The sequence below is a fragment of the Mesorhizobium sp. HAY1-8B genome (assembly GCF_056868045.1).
This window is the reverse complement of the sequence record NZ_CP200321.1, coordinates 1,940,536-1,958,664: the sequence shown is the minus strand read 5'-3', so window position 1 is coordinate 1,958,664 and position 18,129 is coordinate 1,940,536. Positions and strand designations below refer to the sequence as shown.

The window sequence follows — 18,129 nt, the reverse complement described above, 5'->3', positions numbered from 1 at the left end:
GCCATGGCATGCATAAAGCAATGGCCCAAAGTGCGTCGCCTGAATCCGTTTCAGCGCGACGCGCTCTGGCTTTTTGCCATCCGGGCATGATGCGGAAAAGCGCGAAGCGGTTTTCCGGCGACATTGTGTTCTATCCATTTGATCTTGATACGGATTCGGATTTCAGGTCGATTCGACCTGAAATCATCCGACTCTAGCGCGGCACCGGGATTGCCTCGAAGCCGAGCAACTCTGCAGCCACCGCACGTTCCTCGTCGGCTGGAATGAGAAGCACGTCGACGAGGGTATCCGGGGCGCTGGCCAATTCTTCGCCGTTCGCATTCCTCGAAGACATCCTGCAACCGGTTCGAAGCCGTCTCGTCGGGTCCGACGATGCGGAAACTCCTGGCGCTTCGGTTCAACGTCATGACGTCGCGCAGGAAACTGCCCATCACGCGGGTTGACGCCGACCGCGGCTCCAAACCCATTTCGAAGCCGCGACTCGCAGGACAAGACAGCGCCGTCTTTGCTCCAGAGCAACGAACGCCCTGAAAAGGCTAGGCAGGATAGTCGTTTGCAAGATGCGGACAAGCAACATGAAACGCAAATTGAACGCCGATGCGACCATGGACGGGATCATGCGCGAGGCGCCGGCGACAATTCGGGTCGTTCTCCAGCACGGAATGCTGTGCGTCGGCTGCCCGATCGCGCCCTTTCACACCGTTTTCGACGCGGCGCGCGAGCATGACCTGGATGAGGATCAGCTTCGCCACGATCTGGAGGCGGCCATCGAAAATGACGTGGATTAGCTCTTTGCCGCGCGACCTTCAGCGATGACAAGGAGACGATGCGGCTCGATCACGACTATCCTCTGCCGTCCGCTTTTGACCAGCCCCTGGTCCTCCCAGGCGGAAAGCAGCCGGCTGACCGTATGAAGCGTGGTGCCCGTCATTTCCGCAACGTCCTGGCGTGAAATCGGGAAGTCGATCAGAATTCCCTCCTCGGTCTTTTTTCCTGACTGCTTGATCAGCTTCAGCAAGGCATGCGCAACGCGCTGCTCCACCTGCTCGGTGGACATCTCGATGACGCGGGCATGGGCATCCTGCAGCCTCACTCCCACCGCCTTATAGGTATTGGCACTGAAGCTCGGAAAGCTCGCGGCGAATGTGGACCAAAGCTGGCTCGGCCAGGCAAGCACCACGCAATCGACGGCCGCGACGGCATTTGCCGGATAGGTCGTCCGACCCAGCGCGCTGGCAATCCCCATCAATTCGCCCGGGCTTATATAGCGCACGGTCACCTCATGCCCATCCGGAGTCGATTTCACCACGCGTACATGACCGTCGAGCAGCAGGAAGAACGAATGGGCCTCCTGCTCCTGCTCGAACACCGGCTGATCCTTGGCGACCCGAATAGACCTTGCTTGTCCGACCACGCGATCGAGGTCCGCGGAAGCGATCCCCTCGAATACGGACAGCCCGGCAATCAGTGATCGATCAAGGCTTGCCAAACGCCCTCCTCCCCAACTTCAACAATGCAACGCGCTCAGGCCCCTGCCCGAGTGTGTCACGGACCACCGCGCCTCGACAAGTGGAGCCTCCCTTGGCTGCCACTGACAATCACCCGCTTGTTTGCGCTGGGGCAAGCTCCACCCTTCGCGACCGGGATAGAAGACCCCAAACAGGCGCCCTGCCTGGTTTCGATGAGGCATCTCATGGCAATTCCACGGACGCGACCAAGCGCCTATCCGGCAATTCTCTCTTACGGGTTCCGGCCCTTCTTTCTGCTCGGCTCCCTGCAAGCCGCTGCTGCGATCCTTTTTTGGCTGCCCCTCTACTACGGCAAGCTCGAAACCTTCAGCGCCTTCCTGCCCGTGGACTGGCATATTCATGAATTGCTTTTCGGTTACCTGCCGGCAGTCGTGACCGGATTCCTGCTTACTGCAATTCCGAATTGGACCGGACGGCTTCCCGTTCAGGATCTTCGCCTGCTGATGCTGGTGCTGCTCTGGGTTGCTGGTCGGGCGGCCGTGTTCCTTTCTGCGGAAACGGGATGGCTCCTGAGCGCGGTCATGGACTGCTCCTTTCTTCTCGCGGTGGTGGCGGCCGCCGCAACGGAAATCATTGCCGGGCGAAACTGGCGAAACCTCAAGGTGCTGCTGCCTGTCACGATCCTCTTTGCGGCAAACGTCATGTTTCATCTGGAGGCGCATTATCAGGGAGCCTCCGACATGAGCCGGCGTCTCGGCCTTGGAGCGGTTGTCGTCCTCATCATGATTGTCGGCGGGCGGATAATCCCAAGCTTCACCCGTAACTGGCTGGCTCGCGAGAACCCCGGCCGGCTCCCGGTATCGTTTGGCAAGTTCGATATCGCAACAATCGCGCTGTCTGCCGTCGGCCTCGCGGCGTGGACCTTCTTTCCCGAGAATATTGCAACCGGCGCATTGCTGATCGCCGCAGCGGTCTTCAACGCAGTTCGGCTTGCCCGCTGGGCGGGCGACCGGACGCCGGCCGACCCTTTGGTTCTGATCCTGCACATTGCATTCGCCTTTGTGCCTCTGGGCCTGTTGCTTGCCGGACTGGCCGTGTTCGCGCCGGGAGCAGTTCCTGCGGTGGTCGGCATTCATGCATTGGCTGTGGGAGCGGTGGCATGCATGACGCTTGCCGTCATGACCCGCGCCTCCCTCGGCCATACCGGCCGCGAACCGACGGCAAGCGCCGGAACACGTGCGATTTTCGCTGCGATCGTCATTGCCGCCATCCTGCGCGTAGCCGCCGCTATGGCTCCCGCCGTAGCAATTCTCCTGCATATCTCGGCGGCGTTCTGGGTTGCCGCCTTCATTGGCTACGCCGTTCTCTTTGGCGGAATGCTCGTGCGACCGCGCCGGCAAGCGCGCGGCAAGAGCGGCGCATGAAGGTTGGCTGGCGACGTTCCGCGGTCGCCTAGTTCCTACCAGTCCCGCGCCAATCATTTTTCGTCGAAACAATTTGCGCCAGCACAAATTGCCAGGCCGTCCGACGGCCTACAAGGACGCAGCGGTTGATGCCGTGATGAACCAAAGAAAGGACTATTCCAATGAAACTGCCCCTCATCGCCGCGGCGATCGCGTTGCTCTCATTCACCGGCGCGGCAAATGCCGAAGAACATGTCGTCCAGATGCTGAACAAGGGTGACAAGGGTTCGATGGTCTTCCAGCCCGACTTCGTCCAGGCGGCGCCCGGCGACACCATCAAGTTCGTGCCGACCGACAAGTCCCACAATGCAGAGATCATCAAGGGAATGATTCCGGACGGCGCCGAGCCCTTCAAGGGCAAGGCGAGCGAGGAGATCGCGGTCACCCTCACCAAGGAAGGTGTCTATGGCGTGAAGTGCGCCCCCCACTATGGCATGGGCATGGTGGCGCTGATCGTCGTCGGCAAGCCGGTCAACCTGGATGCGGCGGAAGCCGTCAAGCAGATCGGCAAGGCAAAGCCCGTCTTTGCCGAGTTGTTCGCCGAGGCGACCAAAGCTGCTTCGAACTGACTCGACATCATCTGAGCCTGCCTCCGGTGATGGCGAGCCGGAAGCACTGGCCGGGCGGACCTGGGGAGAGGTCCGACCCGGCCATTTTCATTTCTGCCGTTTGGCACGCCGCCGTGACCAGGGTCATCGCAAAGATATGCTTCGGCAACTGCCTTCAAGTCAAAATTCATCTGGCTCAGATTTGCGCAAACGCAAAGACGTGCCGCGTCAAGTCACTATCCTGATTCCATCGAAACCGTTGAAGTCGAGGAGATGAAAATGCTTACGAGACGCGAAGCTCTGCTGGGTTCTGTTCTTACCGCCGCTGCCGTTGCCGCCATCGGCCCGGTGCCGGCAATGGCGACCGTGAAGGATGTGGCGTCACTGCCGCGCGAAAAAGTGACCCTTGTCGCGCCGCCTTTCGTGCACGCTCACGACCAGGTGGCCAAGGGTGGCCCCAAGGTTGTCGAGTTCACCATGAAGATCGAGGAGAAGCCGATGGTCATCGACGCCGACGGCACGCAGCTCAATGCCATGACCTATAACGGTTCCATTCCGGGCCCGCTCATGGTCGTGCATGAAGGCGACTATCTCGAGCTCACGCTGATCAATCCCGACACCAATACGCTCGCCCACAATATCGACTTCCATGCGGCGACCGGCGGGCTCGGCGGCGGTGCACTGACACTGATCAACCCAGGAGAGCAAGTGACGTTGCGCTTCAAGGCGACCCGATCCGGAACATTCGTCTACCATTGCGCACCGGGCGGCGCGATGATCCCCTGGCATGTCGTGTCGGGAATGAGCGGAGCGGTGATGGTCCTGCCGCGCGACGGCCTGAAGGACGAAAAAGGCAAGCCCGTCCGCTACGACCACATCTACTATATCGGCGAGAACGACTTCTACATCCCCCGCGACGAGCAAGGAAAATTCAAGAAGTACGACTCGGCCGGCGACAATTACGACGATACCATGAAGGTGATGCGCGGCCTGATCCCGACGCATGTCGTCTTCAACGGCAAGGCTGGATCGCTGACCGGCGAGAACGCCATGAAGGCCAAGGTCGGGGAAACGGTGCTGATCGTCCATTCCCAGGCCAATCGCGACACTCGCCCGCACCTGATCGGCGGCCACGGCGACTTCGTCTGGGAACAGGGCAAGTTCGGCAATCCCCCGGCGAAGGATCTCGAGACCTGGTTCATTCGGGGTGGATCGGCGGGCGCCGCTCTCTACACGTTCCTGCAGCCGGGGGTCTACGCCTACGTGAACCACAATCTGATCGAGGCCGTCGAACTCGGCGCAACCGCGCACTTCACGGTCGATGGAACGTGGGACGACGATCTGATGATGCAGGTCGAAGCTCCCAAGGCGATTGCCTCATAGGAAGAAAAGTCGATCGCCCTGCAATTCGCTGGCACCGCCGGCGAATTGCACGGCAGGCGGAGTTTGGGCATGTCCTTCGATCCTGTCTTCACATTCGGAACCATCGCGGCTGCCGCCCTCATCGGACTGGGTGTCAGCCACGCGGTCGACGGCATGTCCGGGCAACCTCGGAGGCCAGTTGTCTTGACCGACATGGTCACCTTGGCGCCTGGCTCCTTCAACCACCCGCAACCAGGCGAATTCCTCAAGGACGACCATTCCGCGCCTGCGCCAGTCTTGCAGGAGACTATCGACGCGCCGCTGGAAATCATGAGGTTCCAGGTGACGGCGTCGGACTATGACCGTTGCGTCTTGGATCGTGCCTGCAAGCCGGCTGATTCGCGCCTCGCCGGCAACGTTCCGGCGACCGGCGTCAGCTTCATTGATGCACAGGCCTATGCGAACTGGTTGTCCGAGAAGACAGGTGAAGCGTGGCGGCTACCGACCGACGCGGAATGGGCCTATGCCGCGGGTGAGCGATTTCGAGCCGATATCGATATAGAGGGTGGCGATGGCGATCCGGCCGATCCGGCGAGGCGATGGCTCAGGCAATATCGCAATGAGGCGGCGCTCGGCCGCAAACCGGATCCTGAACCCCGGCCCCTTGGGGCATTTGGAGCCAATTCAAAAGGTGTTGCGGACATTGCCGGCAATGTTTGGGAGTGGACGGCGACCTGCTATGCCCATGCGACGATGTCAGGTGATGGCGTGCGTATCGCCAGTTCGATCACCAATTGCGGTGTGCATGTCGTGGAGGGTTTCCACCGTACTTACATGTCGAACTTCATTCGCGACGGCAAAAGCGGCGGTTGCGCGGTCGGCACGCCGCCCGACAATCTCGGTTTCCGCCTTGTCCATGATCCTGGTGGCTTCCTGCAGGCCGCCCGTCAACGACTGGGCCTCACCTGATTGCTCGAGAAGAAAGGAACGTGGATGACTCCGAAGCCGGCCTCGCTTGACAGGGTTCGCCCTGCCGCCGAACAGCCCTTGGCGCGCCCCGGCGTCGACCGGGCCTCGATAGGAGTGCTGGTCCGCAAATTCTATTCCAGGGTGAGAAAGGATGAGCGGCTCGGACCCGTCTTCGCCCGAGAAATCGTTGGCGATTGGGAGCCCCATCTGGAGAAGATGACGGACTTCTGGTGCTCCGTCATATTGAAAAGCGGCGACTATCATGGCCGGCCAGTGCCTGCTCATCTGAAGCTCAAGAATGTCACCGAAGCCGACTTCGAGATTTGGCTGGCTCTCTTCGGCGAGACCGCGTCCGAGCTCTTCACGGCCGAGATCGCGGCGGTATTCGTGGAACGAGCGGAAAGGATAGCAACGAGCCTGAAGCTCGCCATGTTCTTCCACCTCGGCCGCGCCACCAAGGTGCCCGGCTAGCAAATCCCGCCGGCGCGGTGGACTCTACCGAGCTGATGTCCGGTTTGATCGTGCGCAAGGACTGTGGCCGTCGGGGCCCGTAATTTCCGCCGATGATCCTTAATCTTTTCGTCGGCACGATCGTCATCAGCCTGACGGTACTGATCCATACTTTCGGCCTCATCGCCATCACTCACGCGACGGGACGGCTTGTTGCACTCTTTCGCATGCACGGACGGCGCAGCCGGGTCCTGGCCATGATCAGCGTGGTCATGGGGCTTTTCGCTGTCATGACGGCGGAGGTCTGGCTATGGGCCGGAATCTATCGGCTACTCGGAATCCTGAATGACTTCGAGACCGCGCTTTACTTCTCGACCATCACCTTTTCGACGGTCGGCTATGGAGACGTGGTGCCCGCCCATGACTGGCGCGTGCTGGCGGCCCTCGAGGGCATTAATGGCTTTCTGCTGATCGGCTGGTCGACCGCGTATCTGATCGCCGCCGGCACCCGTGTCGGTCCCTTCAGGGTTGGCGAGCACTTTTGACCCGCCACCCGAGCCATCGGTCAAACCGCTGGCGAGTGCCTGCCGGTTCCATTGCCGAGATACTTGTCGAATCTCGCCGCCACCGTCCTGACCAGGGGACGGCTTTCCCGCGGCACGACGAAGTTTTCACCTTCGAGCCGAAGAAGCTGGCCGGCACTGCTGATGGCCAGCCGGCTCGCCTCGCAGAGCAGCGTCTGGCCGCCCGCTCCAAAGCGTTCGACAAGGTCCACCGCCGAGAAGGTGAAGTTGCACATCAGACGCTCGATGATCCAGCCCCGCGCCAGATCATCGAGACTGAACTCAATGCCGCGCGCTATCGCCAGCTGTCCGGAATCCACGGCCTTTTCGTACTCGCCGGTGGCAACGATGTTTTGTGCGTGGCCCTGGCGATACCGGCTGATCGACGAGGGACCGAGACCGATCAGGGTTTCGCACTGGTCCTCGGTGTAGCCCTGGAAATTGCGGCGGATCTTGCCGGCACGGGCGGCAACCGCCAGCGTGTCCTCCGGCTTTGCGAAATGGTCCAATCCCAATGCCTCGTAGCCGGCGTCGACAATCAGTTGCGCCGCAAGCTGCGACTGCGCCAGACGTGCAGCGGAATCGGGCAGCCAGGCTTCATCGATCATCGTCTGGTGCTTCTTGAACCAAGGCACATGCGCGTAGCCGAACAGGGCAAGCCTGTCTGGCGCCAGCGTCAGCGCCTGGGCGACGGTCGCCGCGACACTCTCGCGGGTCTGGTGCGGCAGACCGTAGAGCAGATCCAGGTTGACGGACGTGACGCCTCGTGCCCGCACCGCATCGACAATGCTTTTGGTCAGCGCGAAACCCTGCTCGCGATTGATCGCCTTCTGCACCTTGGGATCGAAATCCTGTACGCCGAGGCTCGCTCTTGTCATGCCGATCGCGGCGAAGGCATCAAGCCGACCCTCATCCATGTCGTTCGGGTCGATCTCGACGCTGAGGCTGGCATCGTCGAGGAAGTCGAATTGATCCCGCAGCGCTCTTCCGAGCACGAGGATGTCGTCGGGCTTGAGCATTGTCGGGGAACCGCCGCCGAAATGAACGGCGCGAACCCTGCTCCGCCCCCTCACAAGGCCGCCGACCGTTTCGATCTCCTTGTGGAGTGAGCGCAGGAAGGTGGCCACAGGCGCATAGTGACGCGTCTGCTTGGTATGGCAGGCGCAGAACCAGCACAGCCGGTCGCAATAGGGGATATGCAGATACAGCGATATCTCATCATCGCCGTCGAGCGCGTCCATCCACCCGCGAACCGTGACCGCATCGACGCCCGGATGAAAGTGCGGCGCCGTCGGATAGCTCGTGTAACGCGGCACGTTGTCGACAAGGCCCACGGGAGGTGTTGGGCTCAGGGCCGGGGTTGGGCACGGGGAATGGATGGCGGCGGCGGGAGGGGTCATGATGATCAGACTGCCTGAACCACGCCGGCAAAACCTTGATCTCGATCAAGGCGACTCAGGTCACAACGGGCGCAAATTGCCGTCCCTATTGATCACGGGCGTTGCAATGGCCGCCAGACAGGATGCTCGACAAGCTGATGTTCCCGCAATTTGCAAATCCTGCGAAGCGCGGCAGGGCGGATTATGCGGCGCGCTCAATGCCCGCCAACTTGCCGAGTTGGCCAAAGCCTCGTCCAGGCATGAGGTTTTGGCAGGGACGGAACTGCACGACGAGGGAACCTACTCGAACCTGTTGTCCGGCGTGGTCAAGCTCACGAGAAATCTCTCCGATGGTCGTCAGCAGATTGTCGGGTTCCATTTCGCGCCCGATTTTCTGGGCAGGCCGTTCGAGGCGAAAAGGCCGATCAAGGCCGAAGCCTTGACGAATGTGGCGCTATGTTCGTTTCCAAGAACGATCATCGATCGAATGACAAGCGAGGAGCCGGAACTTGGACGCCTGCTGCTGAGGCGTGCGCTGAACGAACTGGACGAAGCGCGCGACTGGATGGCGGCATTGGGGCGCAAGACCGCCTCCGAAAAGGTCGCAAGCTTCCTTCTTATGTTCGCCAGAAACATCGACCCGTCCAAACACCCAGCAGACCCTATCAGCTTCGATCTGCCGCTGACACGCGGGGAGATCGCCGATTTTCTCGGCCTGACGATCGAGACGGTAAGTCGAGAATTCTCCAGGTTGCGAGTGGACGGCGCGATCCGGATCGCAAACAAGCGACACATAAGCCTCGCAAGCACAGCTCGGATCGAGGAACGCTGCGGCAACTAGCCCGCTGCCGAACCGTCGTCCAGCTTTGACCTTCCAAAGGTCGTTTCATCGGCGCTTCCTGCCTGGTCACGTCACTGCCAGAGCTACGCTCCCGGTCGCCGCAAATCCTCCCCATACAAAAGCTCTCCGCGTTTGACCTGGATCAAGGCCCGGTAGCGGAAAATCCCGAAATGGTGCCGCGAGCGGGCATTTCCGCCGGAACTTTCGAGACGCGATCGGGGACTTGCGATGAAATTTGGCACGGAGATCGTCCTTTTAAGCCTGTTTGCTTTTGGTGCCCTCGTGGCCGCCGGCTTCGGCGTGGATGTCCCTTTTCGCCAGCACATGTGGGTCTTGTTCTTCGCCGTGGCCGGCTTCACAGCGATCCTGCTGCGCAATACGGATTTCAAGCCCGCGGCGCCGATCGACCCCTCCGCCTACATGGATGGTCCGATCCGCTACGGAGCCATCGCAACGGTGTTCTGGGGTGTCGTCGGCATGCTGGTCGGCGTGATCATCGCGCTGCAGCTTGCATACCCTCACCTCAACATCGAGCCCTGGTTCAATTTCGGTCGGTTGCGGCCGGTCCATACCTCCGGCGTGGTCTTTGCCTTTGGCGGCAACGCGCTGATTTGCACCTCGCTTTACGTCGTCCAACGCACCTGCCGGGCACGCCTTTTCGGCGGCAATCTCGCCTGGTTCGTCTTCTGGGGATATCAGCTTTTCATCGTCATGGCCGCGACCGGCTATCTGCTCGGCATCACCGAAAGCCGCGAATATGCCGAGCCGGAATGGTATGTCGACATCTGGCTGACGGTCGTGTGGGTCGCGTACCTGATCCTGTTCCTCGGCACCATCCTGAAGCGCAAGGAACCGCATATCTACGTCGCCAACTGGTTCTATCTCGCCTTCATCGTCACCATCGCGATGCTCCATGTCGTCAACAATCTGTCGATGCCGGCATCATTGCTGGGATCGAAGAGCTACTCGGCCTTCTCCGGCGTTCAGGACGCACTTACCCAGTGGTGGTATGGCCACAACGCGGTCGGCTTCTTCCTCACCGCCGGTTTCCTGGGCATGATGTATTATTTCGTGCCCAAGCAGGTTAATCGGCCGGTCTATTCCTACCGCCTTTCGATCATCCACTTCTGGGCACTGATCTTCCTGTACATCTGGGCGGGCCCGCATCATCTTCATTACACCGCCCTGCCCGATTGGGCGCAGACGCTGGGCATGGTGTTCTCGATCATGCTGTGGATGCCTTCCTGGGGCGGCATGATCAACGGCCTCATGACCCTCTCCGGGGCCTGGGACAAGATCCGCACTGATCCCATTGTGCGCATGATGGTTGCGGCCATCGCCTTCTACGGCATGTCGACCTTCGAAGGCCCGATGATGTCGATCAAGACGGTCAACTCGCTCTCGCACTACACGGATTGGACAATCGGCCACGTCCATTCGGGCGCGCTCGGCTGGGTCGGCCTTATCACCTTCGGCGCGATCTACCACATGGTGCCCAAGCTCTGGAACCGCGAGCGGCTCTATTCGCTGCGGCTTGTCACCTGGCACTTCTGGCTGGCGACGCTCGGCATCGTTGTCTACGCGGCAGTGATGTGGGTGTCGGGCATCATGCAGGGACTCATGTGGCGCGAGTACGACGAGCAGGGGTTCCTCGTCTACTCCTTCGCCGAGACCGTCGCTGCCATGCATCCCTACTACGTCATGCGCGCCGCGGGCGGCGCCATGTACCTCGCCGGCATGCTGGTCATGGCCTGGAACGTCACCATGACCATCCGTGGCTACCAGCGCGAAGAGCAGCCTTTGCCCGGTTCCGCCCCCGTCCTCCAGCCTGCCGAATAAGGAGCCAGATATGGGCCTGATGGATAAACACGCGCTGATCGAGAAGAACGCCACGCTGCTTCTTGTCGGATCCCTGCTGGTTGTGACGGTCGGCGGTATCGTCGAGATCGCGCCTCTGTTCTATCTCGACAATACGATCGAGAAGGTCGATGGCATGCGGCCCTACTCGCCGCTCGAACTCGCGGGCCGCAACATCTATGTGCGCGAGGGATGCTACCTCTGCCACAGCCAGATGATCAGGCCGTTCCGGGACGAGGTGGAACGCTACGGCCATTACAGCCTGGCGGCAGAGTCGATGTACGACCATCCGTTTCAATGGGGGTCCAAGCGGACCGGACCCGATCTCGCTCGCGTCGGCGACCGCTATTCCAACAGCTGGCACGTCCAGCACCTTACGGACCCACGTTCCGTCGTGCCCGAGTCGATCATGCCGGGCTATGCGTTCCTGAAGGACACGCCGATCGAGGTGAAGGATTTCTCGACGAATCTGGTAGCGAACAGGCGCGTCGGAGTGCCCTACTCCGACGACATGATCTCCCACGCGAACGCCGACCTGATGGCGCAGGCCGATCCCAACGCCGACACATCCGGACTGGAGAGCCGCTATCCGAAAGCCAAGATCGGCGACTTCGACGGCAACCCCCAGCAGGTCACCGAGATGGATGCCCTGGTGGCTTACCTCCAGATGCTCGGCACCTTGGTCGATTTCAGGAATTACGACGAAGCAGCTGGCTACCGCTGAGGAGAGCAACCGATGGAATACAACTTGATGCGGGAGTTCGCCGACAGTTGGGGTCTGCTTGCCATGGCCCTGTTCTTTGTAGGCTGCATTGCTTTCGCGCTTCGTCCGGGTGGCAAAGCGCATGCCGATCACGCCGCACGGATTCCTCTTAAGGACGATTGATCATGAGCAGCGAGCATGTCGACGAAATCTCGGGCGTGACGACGACCGGCCACGAATGGGACGGGATCAGGGAGCTCAACAATCCCCTGCCGCGCTGGTGGGTGATCACCTTCTACGTCACCATCGCCTGGGCGCTGGCCTACACGATTGCCTATCCCGCCTGGCCGATGCTGAGTTCCGCAACCAAGGGCGTTCTGGGCTTTTCCAGCCGCAATGACGTCAAGAACGAAATGGCCGCGGCTGAAGCCGGCAAGGCCAAATACCTCGCGGCAATGCAGTCTAAAACCGTTTCGGAAATTGCCTCGGACGATGCGTTGCGCGAGTTCGCCGTCGCGGCCGGCGGCGCGGCATTCAAGGTCAACTGCGTGCAGTGCCACGGCTCCGGCGCGCAAGGGTCGACAGGGTTTCCTAACCTGAACGATGACGATTGGCTTTGGGGCGGCAAGACGGAGCAGATCCAGCAGACGATCACGCACGGCATCCGTTTCGCCTCGGACGCCGATACCCGTCAGTCGGAGATGCCCGCCTTCCTCGATGTGCTCAAGCCCGAGCAGATCGCGCAGGTCAGCGCCTTCGTGGCCAGCCTTTCCGGGCCGGTACAGGACAAAACCCTGATCGAGCCCGGCACCAAGGTTTTCGCGGACAATTGTGCCGCCTGCCATGGCGAGAACGCAAAGGGCAACCGGGAACTCGGGGCACCCGATCTCACCGATGCGATCTGGCTTCACGGTTCCGGCGAAGCCGCGATTGCTTCTCAGGTGCGAGCCCCGAAGAACGGGGTGATGCCTGCCTGGGTCGGCCGCCTTGGCGAGACGACGGTCAAGGAACTGGCTGTCTATGTCCATTCGCTTGGCGGCGGAGAATAGGAGCGGGGCCTGTTCTCAGCCCTCGGCCGTTCAAGCGACGAGGCCCGGCCATGCCGGGCCTCGACTTGCTTTTGATGTCTCAGTTTGACCTGCATCAACGCGACGCGCCCGGGCGACTGCAAGACTGTTGGAGACAGGCGGCGTCACTTCGCCGTGATTGGAGATCGTGGTGCTGGATCAGTCGCAGGTAGAACGGCTCGAAGCCGAAGCGGTCAATTCCGCAAAGACGCGACAGCCGCTTTATGCCGCGCGCAAGAAAATCTTTCCGAAGCGGGCCTCCGGCCGTTTCCGCCAGTTCAAATGGCTGGTGATGGCGATCACGCTCGGTATCTATTACCTGACGCCGTGGCTGCGCTGGGATCGCGGGCCCTTCGCTCCGGATCAGGCCGTTCTGATCGATCTGGCGAACCGCCGTTTCTACTTCTTCTTCATCGAGATATGGCCGCAGGAATTCTACTACGTCGCCGGCCTTCTCATGATGGCGGGCGTTGGTCTTTTCCTGATCACATCGACGGTCGGGCGGGCCTGGTGCGGCTATACCTGCCCGCAGACCGTCTGGGTGGACCTGTTCCTTGTCGTGGAACGGGCGATCGAAGGCGATCGCAACGCCCGCATCAAGCTCGACGCTGGCCCGTGGACCGTTCGCAAGCTCCTCCTGCGCGTTTCCAAGCACGCCGTCTGGCTCGTCATCGCAGCGGCCACGGGCGGAGCCTGGATCTTCTACTTCGCCGACGCGCCGAAGCTGCTTGGCGAAGTCGTCACTGGCACGGCGGCGCCCGTGGCCTATGTCACGATCGCCGTGCTCACCGGCACCACCTATGTGTTTGGCGGGCTGATGCGGGAGCAGGTCTGCACCTACATGTGCCCCTGGCCGCGAATTCAGGCTGCCATGCTCGATGAAAACTCGCTGACCGTCACATACAACGACTGGCGCGGCGAGCCGCGTTCGCGCCACGCCAAGAAGGCCTCGGCGGCCGGGCAATCGGTCGGTGACTGCGTCGATTGCAACGCCTGTGTCGCCGTCTGCCCCATGGGCATCGACATCCGTGACGGTCAGCAGCTGGAATGCATCACCTGCGCGCTGTGCATCGACGCCTGTGACAGCGTCATGGACAAGCTCGGCCGAGAACACGGGCTGATTTCCTATGCAACGCTGGCTGACTACAACGCCAACATGGCAGTGGCCACTTCCGGCGGCACTGGTCCGGTCAATCCGGCGCTCGTAAGAACGGCGAGCGGCAGCTTCGCCGACGGCTTGGCACATTTCCATCTCGGCAAGATCTTCCGGTTGCGCACCTACATCTATCTCGGCGCATGGTCGGCGATCGGCTTGGTGCTCGTCTATTCGCTGCTGACGCGCGAGCGGCTGGAGCTGAATGTCCTGCATGATCGCAATCCGCAGTTCGTGACGCTCTCGGACGGCTCGATCCGGAACGGCTACACGGTCAAGCTGCTCAACATGATACCCCAGCCGAGGACGATCGAGGTCACGCTGCAGGGTCTCGACGGCGGCGAGATGAGCATCGTTGGCATCGACCAGCCCGCAAGTCGCTCGTTCGCGATTCCGGTCGAACCCGACCGGCTGAAGACGCTCAAAATCTTCGTCAGGCAGCCGGCGGACCGCATCAAGAAGCCGGTGCAGAATTTCGAATTTCGCATCGACGACAGGGCGAGTTCCGAATCCGCCGAATACACCGCCAGTTTCAACGCGCCGGAGAGTAGCAGATGAGCGCCGAAATGCGGAAGCCACGCGAGTTCACCGGCAGGCACATGATGATCGTCACCCTCAGCTTCTTCGCCGTGGTGATTGGGGTCAACCTCACCCTGGCCACGCTCGCCCAGAAGAGCTGGACCGGCCTCGTTGTCGAGAACACCTATGTCGCAAGCCAGCAGTTCAACGAAAAAGCACGGAAAGGAAGGGCACAGGCGGCGCTAGGCTGGACGGGCAGGCTGACCATCACCTCCGGCGAGGTCCGCTACAGCCTTGCCGACAGCAAGGGCAAGCCAGTGCCGCTGCACGGCGTCAAGATGCTGTTCCGCCACCCGGCCTATGAGGCCGAGGATGAAACCCTGACACTTGCCGCGGTGTCCGGAAGCACTCCGGGCGACATACAGGAGTTTGACGTCCGGCACACGCCGAAGGATGGCGTCTGGATCGTGGAGATCGATGCGGACGCCGGACTGACGTCACCGTTCCGTGACGTTCGCCGCGTCATGATCTCGAACGGAGCCCTGCAATGAGCTGCTGCGCGCCAGGGGCTGAAATGGCGTCGGAGGTTGCCGCCGCCGCGTCCGCACCGCCGTCGAGCGAGGAGATCAAGCTGGCGAGCCGCTTTCTGGGCAGCGACATTCACCAGACCGACCTGTCGGTGCCGACGGTTCACTGCGGGGCTTGCATCCAAGCCATCGAGGCTGCGCTGGGCTCGGTCGAGAACGTCGATTCCGCTCGCGTCAACCTGTCGACGAAGCGTGTGTCGGTGCGCTGGCACGGCGATAGCGTCCCGCCATTCTTTGCCGTGCTCGGCCGCCTCGGCTATCAGGCGCACCTGTTCGACCCGGAAATTCACGAGAAGGACAGGACGCTTTCGGAGCTGATCCGCGCTGTCGCCGTCGCGGGCTTCGCCGCCGGCAACATCATGCTGCTCTCGGTATCGGTCTGGTCCGGCGCGGAAGGTCCGACACGCGATCTGTTTCACTGGCTGTCCGCGCTGATCGCCATCCCGGCGCTCGCCTTCGCCGGCGGCATCTACTTCCGCTCCGCGGCGAACGCGCTGCGCCATGGCCGGATGAACATGGACGTGCCTATCGCGGTGGGGGTTTCGCTGGCCTACGCGATGAGCCTCTATGAGACCATCAACCACGGCGAGCACGCCTATTTCGACGCTTCGGTATCGCTGCTTTTCTTCCTGTTGATCGGCCGCACGCTGGACCACGTCATGCGTGAGCGAGCGCGAACCGCGGTCAATGGCCTGTCGCGGCTTGCCGCGCGGGGTTCCATTGTCCTGCGCGACGACGGAACACGCGAATACGTGCCCGTCGCCGAGCTCGCGGCAGGAATGCATCTTCTCATCGCGGCCGGAGAGCGGATACCGGTCGACGGCGACATCATCAGCGGGAATTCCGACCTGGATTGCTCGATCGTCTCCGGCGAGAGCGCGCCCAAGACCGTGAGTGCCGGCACACATGTCCAGGCTGGCACGTTGAACCTGACGGGTCCGCTGACGATGCAGGCAACCGCCGCAGCGAAGGATTCCTTCCTTGCGGAAATGGTTCGACTGATGGAGGCCGCCGAGGGCGGCCGCTCACGCTACAGGCGGATTGCGGACCGGGTATCGGCACTCTACGCGCCCGTTGTCCATCTGGCGGCCTTTGTCACATTCCTCGGCTGGATGGTTGCGTCCGGCGATTGGCACCGGGCCATGACCATCGCCATCGCCGTGCTTATCATCACCTGCCCCTGCGCGCTCGGCCTGGCCGTGCCGATTGTCCAGGTCGTGGCAGCCCGGCGCCTGTTCGAGGCCGGCGTCATGGTCAAGGACGGTTCGGCCATGGAGCGTCTCGCGGCGATCGACGCGGCGGTGTTCGACAAGACCGGGACGTTGACCCTGGGGCTGCCCAGACTGGTCAATGCCGCATCAATCGATCCGGCCATGCTGGCGATCGCGGCCGACATGGCAGCTCATTCCCGGCACCCGTTTTCAAAGGCTCTGGCGACATACGGAAACGATCGTAGCCGAACCAAGTTCGACCGCGTGCAGGAAGAGCCCGGCTTCGGCATCGAAGCCTTCGCCGGCGGCGACACCTGGCGCCTTGGCCGGCGCTGCTGGGCAGGGTGGAAGGCCCGTACGGGCGGTGAAGGAAAATATGGCGGCCTTGGCGGCACGGTTCTCGCCAAGAATGGCAGGATCGTCGCTTGCTTCGCCTTCGAGGATGCCACGCGACCCGATGCGAAGGCGGCGGTAGGGAGATTGAAGGACGCCGGCATCCCGGTCGAGATGCTCTCCGGCGACACTGCGAGGGCCTGCGCCGAGGTGGCGGGGATCCTCGGCATCGATCGCTTTGTGCCGGCCTTGCTGCCCTCGGGAAAGGTCGAGAGGATAGAGACGTTGACCCGCGCCGGTCACAAGGTGCTGATGGTGGGCGATGGCCTCAACGACACGCCGGCGCTTGGCGCCGCTCATGTCTCGATGGCTCCGGCGACCGCCGCCGACATTGGTCGCAAAGCCGCGGATTTCGTCTTCCTGCGCGAGAGCCTGTTGGCCGTACCGCTTGCCCTGGATGTCTCGCGCAAGGCTGGCCGGCTCATACGCCAGAACATCGCAATCGCGATCATCTACAACGCATTCGCCGTGCCGATCGCCATCCTCGGATATGTGACGCCGCTCATCGCGGCGATCGCGATGAGCGCTTCATCGCTGATCGTGATCGCAAATGCGATGCGGCTTCAGGCCACGGCAAAAGCGGCACCTGACGCGGCTCCGGCCAGGCGCCGCACCGACGTCATCCAAGCGGCCCATCCATGACCACGCTCGTCTACCTCATTCCGGTAGCCCTCTTCCTGGGGGCGCTCGGTTTGTCCGGCTTCCTGTGGGCCTTACGCAGCGGCCAGTACGAGGATCTCGACGGAGCTGCCGAGCGGATACTGATCGAGCCCGATGTGCAAGACAATGAAGGCCTGCGATCAAACTGATGCAGATCAAAGCGCCGACGCTCCCGGCGTTCCAGAAAATGCCTGAGGAAGAGCAGGAGGCACCGATGCAAGCGCAGGACATCATGACGACACCGGTGATCTCAATCGATGCTTCGGCCTCGATCGCCGACGCGGCCGACCTGATGTTGACCAGGAAGATCAGCTGCCTGCCGGCCACACGCGACGGTGTGGTGGTTGGCATCATCAGCGAAGGTGACTTCCTCCGGCGCAAGGAACTTGGCACCCAGCGTGTTCGTCCTCGCTGGCTCGAATTTCTGACCGGCCCCGGCAAGATCGCCGATGAGTATGTGCACACAGCCGGCCGCCGGGTTGGCGACGTCATGACGACGGACGTCGTCTCGGCACCGCCTGGGGCATCGCTGGGCGAGATCGTCGAATTGATGGCTGACCACGACATCAAGAATGTGCCGATCCTCGATCAGGGCAGACTGGCCGGGATCATAACCCGCTCCGACTTGTTGCGCGCCCTGCTGCGGATCCTGCCCAAAACCGGCGCCGCGACTACCGATGACGAGGTCATACGCAGGAAGATCATTGCCGAGCTGCAGGGGCAATCCTGGAGCGGCGGCGATCTTATCGGCGTTACTGTCGATAGGGGTGACGTTGAACTGAGCGGCGCCATTTTCGACGAGCGTCAGCGAAAGGCCGCTGTCGTTGCGGCCGAGAACGTCGCCGGGGTCAAGAAGGTCACGGACAAACTCTTTTGCGCCGGGCCGTTCTCGGTCCTACTTCTCTCCTAGAAGACGCCACAGAGCCTGGCGGAAC

19 protein-coding genes and 1 pseudogene are annotated in these 18,129 nt (G+C 61.8%); 17 read left to right on the top strand and 3 right to left on the bottom strand.

Going from position 1 to position 18,129, the window contains the following annotated elements; all coding sequences use genetic code 11:
- Window positions 1–311: 311 nt before the first annotated feature.
- Window positions 312–452 (bottom strand): annotated as a pseudogene (locus AC1VON_RS09495) (hypothetical protein); the annotation flags it as partial.
- Window positions 453–587: 135 nt separating this feature from the next.
- Between AC1VON_RS09495 and AC1VON_RS09490 the strand changes: the two are divergent.
- Entirely contained in the window at window positions 588–788 is a 201-nt protein-coding gene (locus AC1VON_RS09490) for a DUF1858 domain-containing protein (RefSeq protein WP_340163198.1), read from the top strand.
- Here AC1VON_RS09490 and AC1VON_RS09485 read toward each other — a convergent pair.
- Window positions 785–1,489 (bottom strand): Crp/Fnr family transcriptional regulator, encoded by a 705-nt coding sequence (locus tag AC1VON_RS09485; protein WP_483121698.1) that lies wholly within the window; start codon window positions 1,487–1,489, stop codon window positions 785–787. The two genes, AC1VON_RS09490 and AC1VON_RS09485, sit on opposite strands and share 4 nt — an antisense overlap.
- A 204-nt stretch (window positions 1,490–1,693) precedes the next feature.
- Between AC1VON_RS09485 and AC1VON_RS09480 the strand changes: the two genes are divergently transcribed.
- The 6 genes from AC1VON_RS09480 (at window position 1,694) to AC1VON_RS09455 (ending at window position 6,806) form a co-directional block, all read left to right on the top strand.
- Window positions 1,694–2,893 (top strand): NnrS family protein, encoded by a 1,200-nt coding sequence (locus AC1VON_RS09480; RefSeq protein WP_483121696.1) that lies wholly within the window; start codon window positions 1,694–1,696, stop codon window positions 2,891–2,893.
- Window positions 2,894–3,054: 161 nt separating this feature from the next.
- The gene (locus AC1VON_RS09475; RefSeq protein WP_483121694.1) at window positions 3,055–3,501 is read left to right on the top strand and encodes a pseudoazurin; all 447 of its coding nucleotides are present in this window, start codon (window positions 3,055–3,057) and stop codon (window positions 3,499–3,501) included.
- A gap of 258 nt (window positions 3,502–3,759) precedes the next feature.
- Window positions 3,760–4,863, top strand: a complete 1,104-nt coding sequence (gene nirK / locus AC1VON_RS09470) for a copper-containing nitrite reductase (protein ID WP_172352550.1) — start codon at window positions 3,760–3,762, stop codon at window positions 4,861–4,863.
- A gap of 69 nt (window positions 4,864–4,932) precedes the next feature.
- The gene (locus AC1VON_RS09465) at window positions 4,933–5,811 is read left to right on the top strand and encodes a formylglycine-generating enzyme family protein (RefSeq protein WP_483121692.1); all 879 of its coding nucleotides are present in this window, start codon (window positions 4,933–4,935) and stop codon (window positions 5,809–5,811) included.
- Window positions 5,812–5,835: 24 nt separating this feature from the next.
- A complete protein-coding gene (locus tag AC1VON_RS09460; RefSeq protein WP_172352552.1) occupies window positions 5,836–6,282 on the top strand; it encodes a group III truncated hemoglobin in 447 nt (148 codons plus the stop codon).
- Window positions 6,283–6,374: 92 nt separating this feature from the next.
- Entirely contained in the window at window positions 6,375–6,806 is a 432-nt protein-coding gene (locus AC1VON_RS09455; protein WP_483121690.1) for a potassium channel family protein, read from the top strand.
- Window positions 6,807–6,826: 20 nt separating this feature from the next.
- Here the strand turns inward: AC1VON_RS09455 and hemN are convergent, their stop codons facing one another.
- On the bottom strand, window positions 6,827–8,176 hold the full coding sequence (gene hemN / locus AC1VON_RS09450; protein ID WP_483126298.1) for an oxygen-independent coproporphyrinogen III oxidase: 1,350 nt from the start codon (window positions 8,174–8,176) through the stop codon (window positions 6,827–6,829).
- A gap of 154 nt (window positions 8,177–8,330) precedes the next feature.
- Here hemN and AC1VON_RS09445 point away from each other — a divergent pair, with 154 nt between their 5' ends.
- The 10 genes from AC1VON_RS09445 (at window position 8,331) to AC1VON_RS09400 (ending at window position 18,104) form a co-directional block, all read left to right on the top strand.
- Window positions 8,331–9,044: a Crp/Fnr family transcriptional regulator gene (locus AC1VON_RS09445; RefSeq protein ID WP_172353141.1), complete on the top strand. Its 714-nt coding sequence runs from the start codon at window positions 8,331–8,333 to the stop codon at window positions 9,042–9,044.
- 228 nt (window positions 9,045–9,272) lie between these two features.
- A complete protein-coding gene (gene ccoN, locus AC1VON_RS09440) occupies window positions 9,273–10,883 on the top strand; it encodes a cytochrome-c oxidase, cbb3-type subunit I (protein ID WP_172352555.1) in 1,611 nt (536 codons plus the stop codon).
- 10 nt (window positions 10,884–10,893) lie between these two features.
- The gene (gene ccoO, locus AC1VON_RS09435; protein ID WP_172352556.1) at window positions 10,894–11,625 is read left to right on the top strand and encodes a cytochrome-c oxidase, cbb3-type subunit II; all 732 of its coding nucleotides are present in this window, start codon (window positions 10,894–10,896) and stop codon (window positions 11,623–11,625) included.
- Between the two features lie 12 nt (window positions 11,626–11,637).
- Window positions 11,638–11,787 carry a cbb3-type cytochrome oxidase subunit 3 gene (locus AC1VON_RS09430; protein WP_172352557.1) on the top strand — a complete coding sequence of 50 codons (150 nt, stop codon included), beginning with the start codon at window positions 11,638–11,640 and terminating at the stop codon, window positions 11,785–11,787.
- A 2-nt stretch (window positions 11,788–11,789) separates the two neighbouring features.
- Window positions 11,790–12,653, top strand: a complete 864-nt coding sequence (ccoP, locus tag AC1VON_RS09425; RefSeq protein ID WP_172352558.1) for a cytochrome-c oxidase, cbb3-type subunit III — start codon at window positions 11,790–11,792, stop codon at window positions 12,651–12,653.
- 169 nt (window positions 12,654–12,822) lie between these two features.
- Complete coding sequence (gene ccoG, locus AC1VON_RS09420; protein WP_483121687.1) at window positions 12,823–14,382, top strand: cytochrome c oxidase accessory protein CcoG; 1,560 nt, start codon at window positions 12,823–12,825, stop codon at window positions 14,380–14,382.
- A complete protein-coding gene (locus AC1VON_RS09415) occupies window positions 14,379–14,894 on the top strand; it encodes a FixH family protein (RefSeq protein ID WP_483121685.1) in 516 nt (171 codons plus the stop codon). Before ccoG ends, AC1VON_RS09415 begins: the two co-directional genes overlap by 4 nt.
- Window positions 14,891–17,176 (top strand): cation-translocating P-type ATPase, encoded by a 2,286-nt coding sequence (locus AC1VON_RS09410; protein WP_483121683.1) that lies wholly within the window; start codon window positions 14,891–14,893, stop codon window positions 17,174–17,176. The genes AC1VON_RS09415 and AC1VON_RS09410 overlap by 4 nt, the downstream gene beginning before the upstream one ends.
- Window positions 17,173–17,343: a cbb3-type cytochrome oxidase assembly protein CcoS gene (gene ccoS / locus AC1VON_RS09405; protein WP_140775307.1), complete on the top strand. Its 171-nt coding sequence runs from the start codon at window positions 17,173–17,175 to the stop codon at window positions 17,341–17,343. The genes AC1VON_RS09410 and ccoS overlap by 4 nt, the downstream gene beginning before the upstream one ends.
- A complete protein-coding gene (locus AC1VON_RS09400; RefSeq protein ID WP_340163199.1) occupies window positions 17,343–18,104 on the top strand; it encodes a CBS domain-containing protein in 762 nt (253 codons plus the stop codon). The genes ccoS and AC1VON_RS09400 overlap by 1 nt, the downstream gene beginning before the upstream one ends.
- Window positions 18,105–18,129 lie beyond the last annotated feature (25 nt).

Bases quoted from the DNA above. Each gene is read 5' to 3' on its own strand.
- ccoN (WP_172352555.1), top strand. From the start codon at position 9,273: ATGAAATTTGGCACGGAGATCGTCCTTTTAAGCCTGTTTGCTTTTGGT.
- nirK (WP_172352550.1), top strand. From the start codon at position 3,760: ATGCTTACGAGACGCGAAGCTCTGCTGGGTTCTGTTCTTACCGCCGCT.
- AC1VON_RS09400 (WP_340163199.1), top strand. From the start codon at position 17,343: ATGCAGATCAAAGCGCCGACGCTCCCGGCGTTCCAGAAAATGCCTGAG.
- AC1VON_RS09465 (WP_483121692.1), top strand. From the start codon at position 4,933: ATGTCCTTCGATCCTGTCTTCACATTCGGAACCATCGCGGCTGCCGCC.
- AC1VON_RS09480 (WP_483121696.1), top strand. From the start codon at position 1,694: ATGGCAATTCCACGGACGCGACCAAGCGCCTATCCGGCAATTCTCTCT.
- AC1VON_RS09475 (WP_483121694.1), top strand. From the start codon at position 3,055: ATGAAACTGCCCCTCATCGCCGCGGCGATCGCGTTGCTCTCATTCACC.
- ccoP (WP_172352558.1), top strand. From the start codon at position 11,790: ATGAGCAGCGAGCATGTCGACGAAATCTCGGGCGTGACGACGACCGGC.
- AC1VON_RS09430 (WP_172352557.1), top strand. From the start codon at position 11,638: ATGGAATACAACTTGATGCGGGAGTTCGCCGACAGTTGGGGTCTGCTT.
- AC1VON_RS09415 (WP_483121685.1), top strand. From the start codon at position 14,379: ATGAGCGCCGAAATGCGGAAGCCACGCGAGTTCACCGGCAGGCACATG.
- AC1VON_RS09410 (WP_483121683.1), top strand. From the start codon at position 14,891: ATGAGCTGCTGCGCGCCAGGGGCTGAAATGGCGTCGGAGGTTGCCGCC.
- ccoS (WP_140775307.1), top strand. From the start codon at position 17,173: ATGACCACGCTCGTCTACCTCATTCCGGTAGCCCTCTTCCTGGGGGCG.
- AC1VON_RS09455 (WP_483121690.1), top strand. From the start codon at position 6,375: ATGATCCTTAATCTTTTCGTCGGCACGATCGTCATCAGCCTGACGGTA.
- ccoO (WP_172352556.1), top strand. From the start codon at position 10,894: ATGGGCCTGATGGATAAACACGCGCTGATCGAGAAGAACGCCACGCTG.
- AC1VON_RS09460 (WP_172352552.1), top strand. From the start codon at position 5,836: ATGACTCCGAAGCCGGCCTCGCTTGACAGGGTTCGCCCTGCCGCCGAA.
- AC1VON_RS09445 (WP_172353141.1), top strand. From the start codon at position 8,331: ATGGCCGCCAGACAGGATGCTCGACAAGCTGATGTTCCCGCAATTTGC.